Below are 16,177 nucleotides of genomic sequence, written 5' to 3'. Positions count from 1 at the left end.
AAGGGGTAATTTGTCACCGGAAACAACTAATCTCTAACCTCTAATTAACTAATCACTAAAATATTTATCTTTGCACTTCATTTAACACCGTTTGCAGCGGCATCAATGATTTTATGGGAAAATACAACACACTACTTTACTATTGTTATTCAACAATAGCCGATGGCGAGCAATTTGCGGCCGATCATTTAAAATTTTGTAAATCTCTTGGGTTAACCGGGCGCATTATTGTGGCTAACGAGGGGTTGAACGGTACCGTATCCGGCGCAGCCGAAGCATGTAAAACCTATATGGATACCCTGCATGCCGACGAGCGCTTCGCCGGTATCGATTTTAAGGTGGATGAAGTGGACGAACCTTCGTTTGTTAAAATGCACTGTCGCTACAAATCAGAGATCGTTCACTCTGGCCTGCGCGACCCTAATATGATCAATCCGCAAAAGCAAACCGGCAAACACCTGGAACCAAAAGAATTTTTGGCCATGAAAGACCGTGATGATGTGGTGATACTGGATGTGCGCTCTAACTATGAGCATTCATTGGGTAAATTCAAAAACGCGGTGACGCTGGATATTGAAAACTTCCGCGATTTCCCGGCCATGATAAATGAGCTGGCGCAATACAAAGATAAAAAAATTCTTACCTACTGTACCGGCGGCATTAAATGCGAAAAAGCATCGGCCCTGCTACTGCACGAAGGATTTAGCGAAGTTTACCAGTTACATGGTGGTATTATCAAATACGGTAAAGAAACCGGCGGCGAAGATTTTGAAGGCAAATGTTATGTGTTTGATAACCGTCTTTCGGTTGATGTGAACAGTGTTAACCCGGTAGTAATATCTACATGTTATAACTGCGGCACCACTACGCATAAAATGATAAACTGCGCCAACCCTGAGTGTAACGAGCATTTTACCCAATGCGACGAATGCGGCACTAAAATGGACGGCTGCTGCAGCGATACCTGCCAATCGCATCCGCGCAAACGCGTTTATGATGGTACGGGGTATTATGTAAAAGTTCCGCAACCGGTAAATACAGCTAAAAAAGGCGCGGTGCAGCTGGTTGGCTAAAGCCGATGTGTAATGCTTTTATCCGTCCCATAAATGGGATGGCAATGAAAGATCAAAAAACAATATTACTTCATTGCCGTCGGCTGAAGCCGACGGATTGCAGACCAGGATTTCGATTTCAGCCAAATGCCCACGCTGTTTATTCAATAGCAAATAGTATTTTCGTATAATTACAGCTGCACCGTTATACCCTTATGCGTAAACACCTTCTGTTTGCTTTTTTTATAGTGATTAATATCTGCACCCAGGCGGCCGATATAAAAAGCATTGGTGTACCGTATGTTCAAAATTACACCAAGGCCCAGTATCAATCGGGCAATCAAAACTGGTCGGTAACGCGCGATGAGCATGGCATTATGTACTTTGGTAATGACGAGGGCCTGCTTTCGTTCGATGGTAAATACTGGCAGCTTAACCGCATGCCAAACGGGTTAATTGTACGCTCGGTAGCAGCCGATAGTAAAGGCAAAATATATTCGGGTGGCTTTGGCGAATTTGGTTATTGGGAAAACGACCAGAAAGGCTTTTTGAAGTACAAATCGCTTACACACCTTGTCCCCAAAAAAGACCAGCCCATTAAAGAAGAAACCTGGAAGATCTATGTAGACAAGGATAAGGTGATATTTCAATCGTTCGGCTCCATTTATATTTATGCCAATGGCAAAATCAGCGTTGTAAAAGCGCCAAAACCGTTCCTGTTCTTGTTTAAAACGGGCAGCCGGTATTTTGTTGAGCAAGTTGATGCGGGCTTGTTTGAACTCAAAAATAATAAGCTCACCTATATAACAGGCAGCAATATATTAGGCAGCAGGGTTTTATCAATATTACCTTTTCAGCAAAATAAATACCTTATTGGTACCGCCAAAAACGGACTGTTCATTTACGACGGCATCACCATGAAACCATGGCAAAACCAGGCTAATGATTTCCTTAAAAACTACCAGTTAAATAACGGCGCTATAATACCAGGCAAGTACTTTGCGTACGGCACTATCTTAAATGGCATAGTGATCATAGATACTGCGGGCAACGTGGTACAACACATCAATAAATCGAGCGGGTTACAAAACAACACCGTTTTAAGCCTTTATACCGATGCCGAGCAAAACCTTTGGGCAGGGTTAGATAACGGGATTGACCGTATAGAAGTAAACTCGCCCCTGTATTTTTATTTCGATAAAACCGGGCGTTTTGGTACGGTTTACTCCAGCATTATTTTTAATAATAAAATATACCTCGGTACTAACCAGGGTCTTTTTTATAGCGAATGGGTAAGCCCCGGTACCAAACGGCTGTTCCAGTCATTTGATTTCCAATTGATCCCCGGTTCACAAGGCCAGGTATGGGAGCTCTCTTTACAAGATGGCAAACTGCTTTGCGGCCACAACGACGGTACTTTTCAGGTTAATGGCAGCTCCATCACCAAAATAACATCGCTAAGCGGTGGATGGACACTTAAAAAATTTAATACCGACCGCCTCATTCAAGGCACCTATACCGGACTCATCATTTACCATAAAGATGCTGCCGGTAACTGGGTATTTGAACATAAAGTAGAGGGCTTTACCGAGCCATCGCGCTATGTAGAGCAGGACAATAAAGGCCAAATATGGGTGAGCCACGCTTATAAAGGCATTTATAAGGTTATGCTGAGCGCGGATAACAAAAAGGTAATATCTCAAAAATACTACGACAAGCGCTCGGGCTTACCCGATAGCTATAACGTTGGGGTGTTTAACCTGGATAACCGAATTGTTTTTTCCTCAGATTCGGGCTTTTATGTTTACGACGATATTACCGATCGTTTTTACAAGTATCAGCAGCTGAATAAAAAGCTGCACACCTTTGCATCATCTAACAAAGTAATTGCCGCCATTGGTAAAAAGTACTGGTTTATAAACCACGGCCGCGTTGCACTGGCAGATCTTTCGGTACCGGGCAAGCTTACTATCGATTCTAACCGGTTTAGCATGCTCAACGGGCAAATGGTACAAAATTATGAGAACATTAACCTCATTAACAACCAAATTTACCTGATCAGTGTTGATGATGGCTTTGTTATTTTAAACGACCAGGACGCGTTACAGCAACCTAACTTTAAATTGCCCCCGGTGCTAATTCGTAAAGTGGAAAACATTACCGATAAAACATCGGCACTGAGCGATATGAACAGCGATAATGTGGAGATCTCCATCCCCTATAACCAAAATAATATCCGCATAGCATACTCACTGCCCTATTACAAACAATCGAATATTAAGTATCAGTACTTTTTAGAAGGCTACTCGCGGCAATGGAGCGATTGGAGTTCGCAAACTCAAAAAGAGTTTACCAACCTTAACCAGGGCACTTATCACTTTAAAGTAAGGGCCAAAATTAACGACGAAAACGTATCGGTAGTAACAACCTTTACATTTGAAATTTTACCTCCGTGGTATGCCGGCAAGTTTGCCATTGCTTTTTATGTACTGTTATTGATATTCATCTATTACATCATCAGGTATTATTACCAGCTAAAATTAAAGCGCCACCGCCACGAATTGCAGGAAAAACTACAGCGCGAGAAAGAAGAGTTTGTGCGCCAGGAGGCAGTGGCCAACGAGCAGCACATTGTTACCATTAAGAACGAACAGTTACAGGCCGACCTGGCAAGCAAAAGCCGCGAGTTGGCAAACTCGGCCATGAACATTGTTTACAAGAACGAACTGCTTCAGAAAATAAGCGACGAGATAAACAACTTTAAAGATAGTAATGGCAAAAAACTATCAGAAGATCAGCTGAAAAAAATACACAAGGTTATTGACGAAGGCATGAGCGATGACCGTGATTGGAATGTTTTTGAAAACAGTTTTAACGAGGCACACGAGAACTTCTTTAAAAAACTGAAGCACGGCCACCCAGACCTTGTACCTAACGATTTGAAGCTGTGCGCCTACCTGCGCATGAATATGAGCAGTAAGGAAATGGCGTCGTTATTAAACATTTCTTTACGCGGGGTAGAGATCCGCCGTTACAGGCTGCGTAAAAAGCTCAATTTAGAGCACGATAAGAACCTTGTGGAGTTTCTCATTGAGCTATAACACTACATCATTACCTCTCATCAGCACAAATAATAGCATACTCCTATATGCCCTCCTTGTAGTATGTAACGCCTACACTATGATATTATAATTATTTGTATATCAGTTATTTATATTTTCTTCTTAAAATTTTTGAGAAAGTATTTTTCGTTTGATGTAATAATGTAGAGTTACATTATTTGTTAAAATTATATTATCTGCACAATTTCGACTCTACAAAAACCAATTAACCCAGTACTTAAAAAAATTATTAACCACTATGAAGAGAATTTACACAATCTCGGGGTTACTGCTATTGTTTACTTTTTTCACAACTGCTGTGTTGGCACAAACCCTAACCCTTAAAGGTAAGGTTACAGATGCTACCACCGGCGAAGCGCTTATAGGCGTAACAGTTGCCGTGAAAGGTACAACAACAGGCACCCAAACCGATGTTAACGGCGCTTACACGTTAAACGCAGCATCAAACGCAACCCTGCAGGTATCCTATATAGGTTACGCTACGCAGGATGTTGCAATAGCCGGCCGCAACAATATTGATATCAAATTACAATCGGGCACAAACGAATTGCAGGCGGTTGTAGTTGTTGGTTACGGTACCCAACGTAAACTGGATGTTACCGGTTCGGTAGCACAGGTAAAAGGAGAAGATATCGCCAAACAATCATCTACAAATGCAGTGAGCTCTTTACAGGGTAAAGTGGCCGGTGTCCAAATAACAAACGCAGGTGGCCCGGGCTCATCTCCGCAGATAAGGATACGTGGCCTTGGTACCGTTTACGGTAATGCCAACCCATTATACGTAGTAGATGGTGCATGGTTTGATGATATCAGTTTCTTAAACCCAAATGATATTGAAAACATCAGTATCTTAAAAGATGCATCAAGTGAGTCTATCTATGGTGTTCGCGCAGCAAATGGCGTTGTTTTGGTAACTACCAAAAAAGGTAAAGGCGCGCCATCTATTAGTTATAACGCTTATGCCGGTTGGCAAAAGGTAACTAACCAACCAAAGTTGGCTAATGGCACCGAGTATGCTACACTAATAAATGAGTTGAACGCTATACAGTTCCCGGCAGACCCTACTACTTTCCCGGATCCAAACAAATTTGGCCAGGGCACTGATTGGTTAAACGTAGTATTGCGTAACGCTTTCACTATGAAGCATGACCTTACCGTTAGTGGCAGTACAGATAAGTCTACCTACTCTTTTTCTGCAGGTTACTTATCACAACAAGGTGTAGTTGTTGGTAATAATTATGACCGTATAACTGCCCACCTGCAACAAGATGTGCAAGCAACTAATTTTTTAAAATTAGGTTATAATGCTGTTTTGCAAAGCAGCAAATCAAGAGATGTGCCCGGAGACGTTATCTATAAAGGCTTTACTGCAGCGCCTGTAGTACCGGTTTATTATGCCGATGGCGCTTATGGTGATCCTAATGATTTCCCTATTGGTACCGCTACAAACAATCCACAAGCACAGTTAGATTTCTTTAACCAACGCTCAAACGGTTACCGTATAACCGGTAATATGTTTGCTGATATCAAATTCACTAACTATTTAACCTTTCATACCAGCTTTGGTGGTGAGTTTGGCCAGGCAGAAGTGTTAGGTTACGTACCTGCTTATAAGGCTACCGCAACACAGTTAAATGATAACAGCACCCTTAATGTATCAAGGGGTGAAGTAAGAAACTGGATCTGGGAAAATACCTTGACCTTTGATAAAACTTTCGGCGACCATCATTTAACCGTATTGGCTGGTCAGTCATCACAGCGTTACAAATCGTACAATATTACAGCATCAGCGCGTAATGTACCTTTCACAAGCGATGGTGACCTTTACCTGCGTTTAGGAAGCACTACAACCGATCCTAATTTCCCACGTACTATTGATGACAGTGGTGCTTTGGCAACGTACGAATCATATTTTGGAAGGGTTAATTACTCTTTTAAAAACAAGTATTTATTAAATGCTTCGTTTCGTGGTGATGGTTCGTCAAAATTTATTGGCAATCAACGCTGGGGTTACTTCCCTTCAGTAGGCGCGGGCTGGGTTATCAGCAATGAGGATTTCATGAAAGACCAGCACATTTTTGACAATTTAAAAATCAGGGGTAGCTGGGGTAAAATTGGTAACGCATCAGTACCGGCTAACCTTTCCACCTTGGTTGTTAATAATTCTGCTGCATTTACAGCTATTTATAATGGCCAACCTGCAACAGGCGCAAACATTACACAAATTGTGCCTCCTATTACTTATTGGGAGCGTGGTGTTGGTACCGATTTTGGCTTGGAAATGGCCTTCTTAAACAACCGCCTAACATTTGAAGCCGATTACTATGAAAAGAAAACAGAGCAAGCAATTTTTGCAATCCCTGTTTTAGGTTCATTAGGTACCGGTGGTGGTACTATCATTGGTAATCAGGCTACTTTCCGTAACAGAGGCTTTGAATTTGCAGCAAGTTGGAAAGGTACAATAGCCAGCGATTTTAACTACAGCTTAAGCGGCAATTTTAGTCTTAATAATAACCTGGTGTTATCAACAGCTACCGGTGCTAACCCAATTTATGGTGGCGGCGCAGCTGCAACAGGTGGCCAGTTAAGCACCCGTACAGTTGTTGGGCAGCCAATTGGCGAATACTACGGTTTAGTTGTTGACGGCGTTTTCCAAAATACGGCCGAAATAACTAACTCATTACAACCAGATGCAAAACCTGGCGACTTTAAGTATAAAGACCTAAACGGCGATAATGTTATTGACGCCAAAGACCGTACTACAATTGGTAACCCTAACCCTAAATACCTGTATGGTTTTAGCGCAAACCTTAATTACAAAGCGTTTGACTTATCAGTTGATCTGCAAGGTGTTGCCGGGGTTGATGTTTATAATGCCAATAAAGGCCTGCGTTTCGGTTCTGAAAACTTCACCAAAGACTTTTATGACAACCGCTGGCATGGCGAAGGGACTTCAAATACCTATCCGTCTGCTAACGTAGGTGGTGGCAAAAACTATTTACCTAATACATTTTTTGTTGAAAGCGGTGCTTACTTCAGGGTTAGAAACGTTCAGGTAGGCTATACCCTTCCATCTGCAGTTGCATCAAAATTATTTATGAAACGGGTTAGGATTTTTGCCAGTGGGCAAAACGTATTTAATTCCTTTTCATACAAAGGGTTCAACCCAGAAATTGGTGGACAAGGCGATCAGCCGGGTATAAATGCCGGTATTGATAATGGTGCATACCCGCTATATGCCACTTATAACTTCGGTGTAAATGTTACATTTTAACAATTAAAAATATTTAAAGTCATGTTTATAAAAAACTTTAAAACCGCACTTGCTTTAAGTACGTGCGCAGTGCTGCTAATATCACAGGGATGCAAAAAAAGCTTCCTTGATGTACCGCCGCAAGGGCAGCAGCCAAGCCAGGAATTCTTTAAAACCGCAGATGACGCTTCAAAAGCCATAAACTCTATATATGCCAACTTACGTGTATGGAACAACACCGCTTTTGCCCCCATGGCCATCGAAAGCTTAGGATCTGACGAGGCTGAAAAAGGTAGCACACCAGCCGATGCTTCTTATATGAATGCATTCGATAACTTCACTGTAACAGCAACAGAAGGCCAGATCCAGGATTTTTGGAACGGGCAGTATCAAAACATTCAGCTTTGTAACCAGGTATTAGATAATGTGCCTAACATCGATATGGATGCGACCCTAAAGAACCGTTATTTAGCAGAAGCTAAATTTGTACGTGCATATTCATACTTTAGGCTGGTTCGTGCGTTTGGTGATGTACCACTACGTTTGCATTTGCCAAAAGATGCTACTGAGTATAACATTCCGCGTACACCTAAAGCAGATGTATGGGCGGCTATAGAAACCGATTTAACTGACGCTGCTACTGTTTTACCACAGAATTATGGCTCAAGCGATATTGGGCGTGCTACAAAAGGTGCTGCTATAGCACTGCATGCTAAAGTTGCCATGTATCAGAAAAAATGGGATCAGGTTTTAAGTTTAACTAATACAGTTAAAGGTTTTGGCTATAGCTTATTCCCTAATTTTGAAGAATCATTCAGAATCCCTAATGAAAACAATTCAGAATCAGTTTTTGAAATACAGGCGCAAAGCTTAGGCGGAGGTGCCGCAACAAGCCAGTATTCGCAAATACAAGGCGTACCGGGCAACCTTAACCTTGGCTGGGGCTTTAATACACCTACCGAAGCTTTAGTTAATGCATTTGAACCTGGTGATCCACGTATGGATGCTACGATAATCTTCAGGGGTGAAACCACACCACAGGGTGATGCTATTGAGATAACCGGGCCAAACCCAAGGTATAATCAAAAATCATATGTGCCTAAAAGTTACCCGTTTATACAAAACCAGGGCGAAGATCAAAACGTGAGGGTTTTACGTTATGCCGAAGTGTTATTAATGAATGCCGAAGCAGCTAACGAAACAGGCGACCCTACAACGGCATTGGCCGATCTTGAACTGGTTAGGGCGCGTGCGCGTGGTGGTAACAATGCCATTCTACCTAAAATTACAACTACCGATCAAACCGCTTTACGTACAGCTATATGGCACGAGCGCCAGGTAGAATTGGCTATGGAATTTGACCGTTATTTTGATGTGATACGCCAGGGTCGTGCATTAGAGGTATTTGGCCCTAAAGGTTGGAAGGCGAACAAGAACGAAGTTTGGCCAATCCCTCAAAATGAGCTTGACCTGTCTGCCGGAACTTTAGTTCAAAACCCGGGGTATAATTAATAACTATTGATATTTAATGTTATGAAAAAAACGAACCTATATATATTGACGGCTGTGCTTATTAGTACAGGCCTGTCATCTTGCCAAAAAAAGTTTGATCCGTCAACTTATGCACCGCCGTTAGATATAAACGGCTATACTGCAGCTAACGAGGTTGCCAAAGAAAGCCTGATTGCCTATTGGGGATTTGATAACAGCTTGGTTGATAGTGTATCAAACACCGCGGGCACTGCTACCGGCACAACCTTTGCCGAAGGTATTAAAGGCGATGCTTTGCAGGGCGCTTTAAACAGTTACGTAATAGCTGCCCCATCATCGGCTGTAGCCAATCTTAAAAGCTTTACCATTACCGAATGGATAAACACGCCACCGCCATCAGTGGGTATTATCCCTATATTTTCGCTCGCTAATAAAACAGGCTTTTGGGGAAATATTGAATTTTTCTTTGAAAACGGAAGTACAAATGATAACGGATTATTACGTTTTCACTTATTTAATGGCACTGACGACAAAGCACTGGAAGTAAATGGCGTAAAAAATCTGTTCAATAAGTTTGTAAACATCGCGTTTTCTTATGATGGCGCAACATCAACCTGCAAGGTTTACGTAAATGGTTCAAGAGTTTTTAGTGGGCCATTCCCGGGTGTAACAGGTCCTTTAAATTTTAAAGACCAAGGTAACCTTGTTTTTGGAGCACCGCAATTTATGACCACTCCAAGCCAAACATCCAGCCATGGCGCCGAAGGTTGGGCAAGTTTCAATGCCGGTAAATTAGATGAAGTAAGAATTTATAACAAAGCGTTAAGCGACATAGAAGTTGGCTCTATTGCCAAACTCGAAGGTCGCGGAAAGTAAACATTTGATTGAGTATGAGGTTGTTCGGCGTATAACCGGGCAGCCTCTTTTTTTGAAATTTAGTTTGCAGGTATTGCTACCTTAAAAGTATTGATGATGAGAGATATAAAGATTTTTGCCGGATTAAGCTTGCTTGCCTTAGTATTATTTGCTTGTGGTAAAAGCGGTACGCCAAACCCTAAACCGCCGGTAACGCCGCCACCTATAACACCATCGTCATTTAGCTTTTTCGCATTAAAGGTGAATGGTTTAAACAGTGGGTTTACCTATACCAATGTAAATAAAACCCCGGTTATTAAACTAACTTTCACAACACCGCTTAACAAAACTACCGTTGCTTCAGCTATAACTTTAAAAGATAAAGCCGGTGCCGCAGTTACTTACGCGGCAACTTACGAAAACAACGACAGCACCGTTATCATAAAGCCTACGCTTGCCGCTATCACTAAATATACTTTAGATGTAACCACGGGCCTTAAATCGGCCAAGAGCGGCAGTTTACAATCGGCATTTACTATCAACCTTACAACAGGTATCGATTCTACTAACAAGTTCGCCGCTATATCAGACAATCAACTGCTTGATCTGGTACAGAAACAGACATTTAAATACTTTTATGACTTTGGCCACCCGGTAAGCGGCCTGGCACGCGAGCGCAATACATCAGGCGATGTGGTTACCACAGGCGGCTCAGGCTTTGGGATTATGGCTATGGTTGTCGCGGTTAATCGCGGCTTTATAACCCGCGCCGAAGGTTTGGCACGCATGCAAAAAATAGTGGGGTTTTTAAAAACCAAGGCGGTGACATTTCATGGTGCATTTCCGCATTGGCTTAACGGAACAAGCGGTGCTGTACAGCCCTTTAGCGCGCAGGACAATGGTGCCGATCTGATAGAAACATCTTATTTAATGCAAGGCCTGTTAACTGCGCGCCAGTATTTTAACGGCGCAGGCACAGATGAAAGCACTTTACGTGCGAATATCAACACCCTTTGGAATAACGTAGAGTGGGATTGGTTTAGGCAGGGCAATCAAAACGTATTATACTGGCACTGGAGCCCAAGCAACGGCTGGGCCATCAACATGAAAATTAGCGGCTGGAACGAAGGGCTAATCGCCTATGTACTGGCAGCATCGTCAACAACGCACAGCGTGCCCAAAGTTGTTTATGACAACGGCTGGGCAGGTAATGGCAGCATGAAAAACGGAGCTACCTATTACGGTGTAAAACTACCCTTAGGCCCGGCACAGGGCGGCCCTTTATTTTTCGCGCATTACTCCTTTTTGGGTATTAACCCTAATAATCTGGCCGATGCTTACGCTAACTATGATGAGCAGAACAAAGCACACAGCCAGATCAATTATAAATATTGTGTGGCCAACCCTAAAAACTATTATGGGTATAGCGCCGATAGCTGGGGCCTAACCGCAAGCGATATTGAAGGTGGTTATACGGCAAGCTCGCCAACAAACGATGTGGGTGTTATTGCACCTACCGCAGCCATATCGTCGTTACCTTATACCCCAACAGAATCAATGGCGGCACTACGCTTTTTCTATTACAAGCTGGGTGATAAAATGTGGGGCGACTATGGCTTTTATGACGCTTATAATTTAAATAACCCATGGTTTGCCAATTCGTACCTGGCTATTGACCAGGGGCCCATAATTGTGATGATAGAAAATTACAGGAGCGGCCTTTTATGGAACTTATTTATGAGCTGCCCCGAAGTAAAAACCGGCATGAAAGGCTTAGGCTTTACAAGCCCAAACTTATAAACAAAATAAAGGCACGCGATATGCCTGTTTAACTATTAACTGATCTAATCCAATGAAGAAAATATTACTATCAGCCTGCATGGCAATTGCATCTGTTTGCTGCATGGCGCAAAATCCGGCAAAGGTTGAGGGAGCCATTAAACCGGTAGGCATCATAAAAAATTTGAGCGACAGCGCTCTTTTAGATGTAGTACAACGCCAAACGTTCCGTTACTTTTGGGATTTTGGTCACCCTGTTAGCGGCCTTGCCCGCGAGCGCAGCAACAAATCTTTTGATTATGGCGACGAGGTAGTAACTACCGGTGGTTCGGGCTTTGGGATAATGGCCATGATAGCTGCAGATCACCGCAAGTTCATCACCCATGAACAGTCTGTTGATCGTATGCTGAAGATAGTGGAGTTCTTGTTCAGGGCCGATGCATATCATGGCGTATTTCCGCATTGGTTAAATGGCGAAACGGGTAAAACCATACGCTTTGGCCGTAAGGATGATGGCGGCGACCTGGTAGAGACTGCATACTTGCTGCAGGGGCTTTTATGCGCCAAGCAATATTATGTTGCCAACAATCAAAAAGAACGCCGTATACGCGATGTAATAAGCTGGATATGGAATGAAGTAGAGTGGAGCTGGTACACACACGAAGGCCGCGACAACCTGTACTGGCACTGGAGCCCGAACAATGGTTGGGCCATGAACTTCCCTATCCGTGGGTTTAACGAGTGTTTAATAACCTATATCCTTGCAGCATCTGCAGATCGCTACCCGGTTAGTGCCGATGTTTACCACAGGGGCTGGGCGCAAAGCGATTTCTTTAAAAATGGCCACACTTATTATGGATACAGGCTGCCATTAGGTTTTCCATACGGCGGACCGCTGTTCTTCTCCCAATACTCTTTCCTGGGATTAAATCCTAAAGGACTAAAGGACAGGTATGCCGATTATTGGGAACAAAACCTGAACCATACCCTTATTAACAGGGCATACTGTATTGATAACCCTAAAAAATTTAAAGGCTACGGCGAAAACACATGGGGCTTAACTGCCAGCGATAACTTTGAAGGTTATAACGCGCACTCGCCGGATAATGACCTGGGCGTTATTACACCAACAGCGGCATTATCCGCGTTCCCGTACACGCCGGAGTACTCTATGAAAGCACTACGCCACTTTTATTATGACCTGGGTGATAAAATATGGGGCGAATATGGCTTTACCGATGCCTTTAGCGAATCGCATAACTGGTATGCCAAATCATACCTGGCTATTGACCAGGGGCCAATTATTGTGATGATAGAGAATTATCGCTCGGGATTATTGTGGAACTTATTTATGAGTTGCCCCGAGGTTCAGAACGGGTTGAAAAAGCTTGATTTTCAGAGCGCTGCTATCGCGAAAAAATAGTTTTTGATGCAGATAACAGTGCAAAACTTATTCTATCATAAAAATATTTAAAGCAAAATGAATGGAAAGGTGTTAATTTACGTTTAGTAACAAAACTGAACTAATTGCACATGACGATTAAAAAATTAAGAATATTGATAATGCTGGGTACAATGTACCTGGCATTTCCTTTTTTAGCGCAGGCCCAAACCAACTCATCTTTTGACAGGGGGTCGTTTATCATGAAAACGGACACGCTGCCTTACCGCATTTTATTCCCCAAAAAGTTTGACCCTCAAAAAAAATACCCGCTTATAATTGTGCTGCATGGCGCCGGCGAAAGGGGTAATGATAACGAAGCACAAATTAAATACGGGCCAAAGCTATTTTTGAACGATACCATTCGCCAAAACTATCCGGCCATAGTGGTTTTCCCGCAATGCCCTAAAGATGATTTTTGGCCCAATGTTAAAATAGACCAAAACCTGATAACACGTAAAACAATATTCAATTTCCAGGAAGGCGGTAAACCTACCTGCGCCATGAACTTACTGCTCGGCCTTGTTGACCAAATGCTTGATAAACCCTTTATCAGCAAAAAACAGGTGTACATAGGCGGCCTTTCAATGGGTGGCATGGGCACACTTGAAATGCTAAGGCGTAAGCCAAATACTTTTGCAGCCGCGTTTTCTATTTGTGGTGGCGATAACACCAATAACGTTAAAAAATATGCTAAAAAAATCCCTTTATGGTTCTTCCATGGGGCCAAAGACAGCGTGGTACCGTTTGAACATTCGCAAGTGGTGGTAGATGCCCTTAAGGCCGCAGGCGCCGATCCCAAATTTACCATTTACCCTAAAGACGATCACAACAGCTGGGACGATGCCTTTGCAGAACCACAGCTTATCCCCTGGCTTTTTTCGCATAGTAAATAATAAAAAAAGCGGTCCAAATTTGGGCCGCTTTTTTATTGAAGCATGTTTGATACTATTCTTTAATGATCTATTAAAATTGTTCGTCAGACTCCAGTTCGTTGGTTGCTGCACTATCGTTGTTGGTAATGTGGTTATCGGCGTTTAATTCCGTTGTAGGTTCGCTTTCGCTGAGGGTTTCTTCTATCCCATCGGTATCTGCAACAGCGCCATCTTTATTGGTTATGTGACTGGTTTCGTCCTTGTTGGTGATCACATCCTTTTCTGCCGCATTAACTTTCGGGTCGCCGGTTTCGCCTTCTAAAGGAAATTTATTGCCGGGGGGTGTATTTGGGGTATTCATAATTATTCGGTTTTAAAGAATAACGTATAGAAGATGGGGTTGTTTGGAAACGTCAGTAGTTAAATTTCCCCTTTAAAGTGTTCACGTTCACGGCCGTGAACGGTGCGAATAGTTTTTAATTCACTAAAAATCAACGACTTAAAAAAACAGCTACTGATAAATCAGTGCCACCACTTTTTAATATAATAGTATGGCTTGTAACAATTGATTTGTCATTCAGCAAAAAAGCCAAACATTGCTGTCTGGCTTTTAACATTTGATTGAGTCGGATTTGAATATTATCTGCCGGGCAAAAAACCCGTATTTATTTAGCTATTTTTCGGCCTTAAAAGAGCCGTAATGACTTACAACTAACCTCTAATCTCCAATCACTAATCCCTACTTCGTATACCTGTTTATAATATCAATGATCACCTTGTTTTCCTGCAGTTGAGGCAGGTAATCAAACAATATATAATGTTTCTCCGGATCGGCGGCAAGGGCCATTTCCAGGTAGTTCAATGCTTCGTTGTATTCGCCTTTGGCAAACAGGTAGGCTACCATACGATAGTACAACTCTGCAGCATCCGGGTTGTTTTTAATGGCCTGCGATATTACCTCAATGGCATCAACCAGTCGTTTTTGTTCGTACAGTATCGACGAGTAATCCAGCCAGGCATCCACATCAAGCGGATTTAGCTCTACCACCTTTTCGTAAGCGCTTTCTGCCTCGGGCATGTGGCCCAATTTGTATTCGGCATCAGCAATGGCAAACCAGTAGTCGGCATTGGCAATATCCAGATCTAAAGCTTTTTTGTAGAAGTGCAGTGCCTCAAAATAACGTTCTTCAAAATCAAGCGTTACACCAATCCCAAACCAGGCATCAGCCAGTTTAGGATCCATCTTAACCGATTTTTTATAGAACGAACGTGCCTCGTCCATCTGCTCCAGCTTTTCGTAGCATTCGCCAATGGCGCAATAAGTATCGGCATTAGGTTGCTCGTACTCAAAAGTTTGGCGGTAAACATCAATCGCTTCGGCATATTTTTCCAGGTTAACTAAAGCGTTACCCTTATTGAAATAGGCCGATGCAAAGCTGTCTTTTATCAGGATAGCGTAATCGTAAGCGTCTATCGCCTTCTCGAATAAGCTTAGCTTTGTATAAGCGTTACCTAAATTGTACCATGCGGCATAACTGTAAGGTTCGTTATCAATATACTGCTGATAAAACTGAACGCTTTCTTCCTGGTTATCCAAAACATCGTAACAAAATGCCAGTTCGTAAAGGGCATCCTGGTTTTCCATGTTCTGTTTTAAGCAAAGCTTAAGGTAAGTAATGGCGGTATCATAATCGCCCATGTTTTGGTAAACGTAGGCAATATGCAATAGTATCTCGTCAGTTTCTTCGGCAAGGTCAAGCGCCTTTTCGTAGTTCTCTAAAGCTTCGGCGTTACGCTCCATACTTTCGTACAGGTTACCGCGAATGATGTAGATATCCGCGTCGCTTGCTTCCAGCATGGCGGCTTTATCCAATGCGGCAAATGCCTCTGATGCACGATTTGTAACTACCAGTAGCTGGGCTTGTTTTATAAGGAATACAGCGGCAAACGGGTGCTGATTGCGGGCATACTCGGATACCTGCAGGGCTTTTGCCGGGTCGTTCTTTTCTATGTAGTAGTCTATAATGTTCTCAAACGCCTGCGCGTCAAAAAAGTACTGATCATGATTTCGAATCATCTCTTCGTACCGTTCTACCGAAAACTTTGGATCTTCGGTAAAACCAAATTCAAATTCTTCTTCCATTCAAGTTTATTTGCAGAACACCATATTTCCCAGGCGGATGTTTATCCGCAAGGCTTAAACATGAGTTCAAATTACAACAATAAGCTTCCATAAGTCAATTTAGTTTTCAACATACAAACATTATTAACAGATATTAATACAAGTAACTGATAATAAATGTAAAGCA

10 protein-coding genes are annotated in these 16,177 nt (G+C 42.6%); 8 read left to right on the top strand and 2 right to left on the bottom strand.

The annotated features are described in order from the left end of the window. The first annotated feature begins 113 nt into the window (after positions 1–113). The 8 genes from trhO to NPE20_RS17185 all read left to right on the top strand — a co-directional run bounded on the left by trhO (position 114) and on the right by NPE20_RS17185 (position 13,889). The gene (gene trhO, locus NPE20_RS17220) at positions 114–1,073 is read left to right on the top strand and encodes an oxygen-dependent tRNA uridine(34) hydroxylase TrhO (protein ID WP_256539926.1); all 960 of its coding nucleotides are present in this window, start codon (positions 114–116) and stop codon (positions 1,071–1,073) included. A 194-nt stretch (positions 1,074–1,267) separates the two neighbouring features. Further along, on the top strand, positions 1,268–4,153 hold the full coding sequence (locus tag NPE20_RS17215; RefSeq protein ID WP_256539925.1) for a ligand-binding sensor domain-containing protein: 2,886 nt from the start codon (positions 1,268–1,270) through the stop codon (positions 4,151–4,153). A 259-nt stretch (positions 4,154–4,412) separates the two neighbouring features. Continuing rightward, complete coding sequence (locus NPE20_RS17210; protein WP_256539924.1) at positions 4,413–7,448, top strand: SusC/RagA family TonB-linked outer membrane protein; 3,036 nt, start codon at positions 4,413–4,415, stop codon at positions 7,446–7,448. Positions 7,449–7,469: 21 nt separating this feature from the next. Then, positions 7,470–8,939, top strand: coding sequence for a RagB/SusD family nutrient uptake outer membrane protein (locus tag NPE20_RS17205; protein ID WP_256539923.1), 1,470 nt, complete (start codon positions 7,470–7,472; stop codon positions 8,937–8,939). A 21-nt stretch (positions 8,940–8,960) separates the two neighbouring features. Next, positions 8,961–9,794: a LamG domain-containing protein gene (locus tag NPE20_RS17200; RefSeq protein ID WP_256539922.1), complete on the top strand. Its 834-nt coding sequence runs from the start codon at positions 8,961–8,963 to the stop codon at positions 9,792–9,794. Positions 9,795–9,887: 93 nt separating this feature from the next. Continuing rightward, on the top strand, positions 9,888–11,573 hold the full coding sequence (locus NPE20_RS17195) for a glucoamylase family protein (RefSeq protein ID WP_354003263.1): 1,686 nt from the start codon (positions 9,888–9,890) through the stop codon (positions 11,571–11,573). Positions 11,574–11,625: 52 nt separating this feature from the next. Further along, positions 11,626–12,975 carry a glucoamylase family protein gene (locus NPE20_RS17190; protein WP_256539921.1) on the top strand — a complete coding sequence of 450 codons (1,350 nt, stop codon included), beginning with the start codon at positions 11,626–11,628 and terminating at the stop codon, positions 12,973–12,975. Positions 12,976–13,085: 110 nt separating this feature from the next. Then, positions 13,086–13,889, top strand: a complete 804-nt coding sequence (locus NPE20_RS17185; RefSeq protein ID WP_256539920.1) for a carboxylesterase family protein — start codon at positions 13,086–13,088, stop codon at positions 13,887–13,889. A gap of 70 nt (positions 13,890–13,959) precedes the next feature. Here NPE20_RS17185 and NPE20_RS17180 read toward each other — a convergent pair whose 3' ends face one another. Both NPE20_RS17180 and NPE20_RS17175 read right to left on the bottom strand, forming a co-directional pair. Next, entirely contained in the window at positions 13,960–14,229 is a 270-nt protein-coding gene (locus NPE20_RS17180) for a hypothetical protein (RefSeq protein ID WP_256539919.1), read from the bottom strand. Between the two features lie 378 nt (positions 14,230–14,607). Next, positions 14,608–16,011 carry a tetratricopeptide repeat protein gene (locus NPE20_RS17175; protein ID WP_256539918.1) on the bottom strand — a complete coding sequence of 468 codons (1,404 nt, stop codon included), beginning with the start codon at positions 16,009–16,011 and terminating at the stop codon, positions 14,608–14,610. Positions 16,012–16,177 lie beyond the last annotated feature (166 nt).

The sequence above is a fragment of the Mucilaginibacter aquariorum genome (genome assembly GCF_024498135.1).
Taxonomy (GTDB): Bacteria; Bacteroidota; Bacteroidia; order Sphingobacteriales; family Sphingobacteriaceae; genus Mucilaginibacter; species Mucilaginibacter aquariorum.
Note: the sequence above shows the minus strand (reverse complement) of the source record. Positions and strands in the feature narration are given on the sequence as shown.

Coding starts and splice junctions, on each gene's coding strand:
- NPE20_RS17215 (WP_256539925.1), top strand. CDS start 1,268: ATGCGTAAACACCTTCTGTTTGCTTTTTTTATAGTGATTAATATCTGC.
- NPE20_RS17210 (WP_256539924.1), top strand. CDS start 4,413: ATGAAGAGAATTTACACAATCTCGGGGTTACTGCTATTGTTTACTTTT.
- NPE20_RS17185 (WP_256539920.1), top strand. CDS start 13,086: ATGACGATTAAAAAATTAAGAATATTGATAATGCTGGGTACAATGTAC.
- trhO (WP_256539926.1), top strand. CDS start 114: ATGGGAAAATACAACACACTACTTTACTATTGTTATTCAACAATAGCC.
- NPE20_RS17175 (WP_256539918.1), bottom strand. CDS start 16,011: ATGGAAGAAGAATTTGAATTTGGTTTTACCGAAGATCCAAAGTTTTCG.
- NPE20_RS17190 (WP_256539921.1), top strand. CDS start 11,626: ATGAAGAAAATATTACTATCAGCCTGCATGGCAATTGCATCTGTTTGC.
- NPE20_RS17200 (WP_256539922.1), top strand. CDS start 8,961: ATGAAAAAAACGAACCTATATATATTGACGGCTGTGCTTATTAGTACA.
- NPE20_RS17195 (WP_354003263.1), top strand. CDS start 9,888: ATGATGAGAGATATAAAGATTTTTGCCGGATTAAGCTTGCTTGCCTTA.
- NPE20_RS17205 (WP_256539923.1), top strand. CDS start 7,470: ATGTTTATAAAAAACTTTAAAACCGCACTTGCTTTAAGTACGTGCGCA.
- NPE20_RS17180 (WP_256539919.1), bottom strand. CDS start 14,229: ATGAATACCCCAAATACACCCCCCGGCAATAAATTTCCTTTAGAAGGC.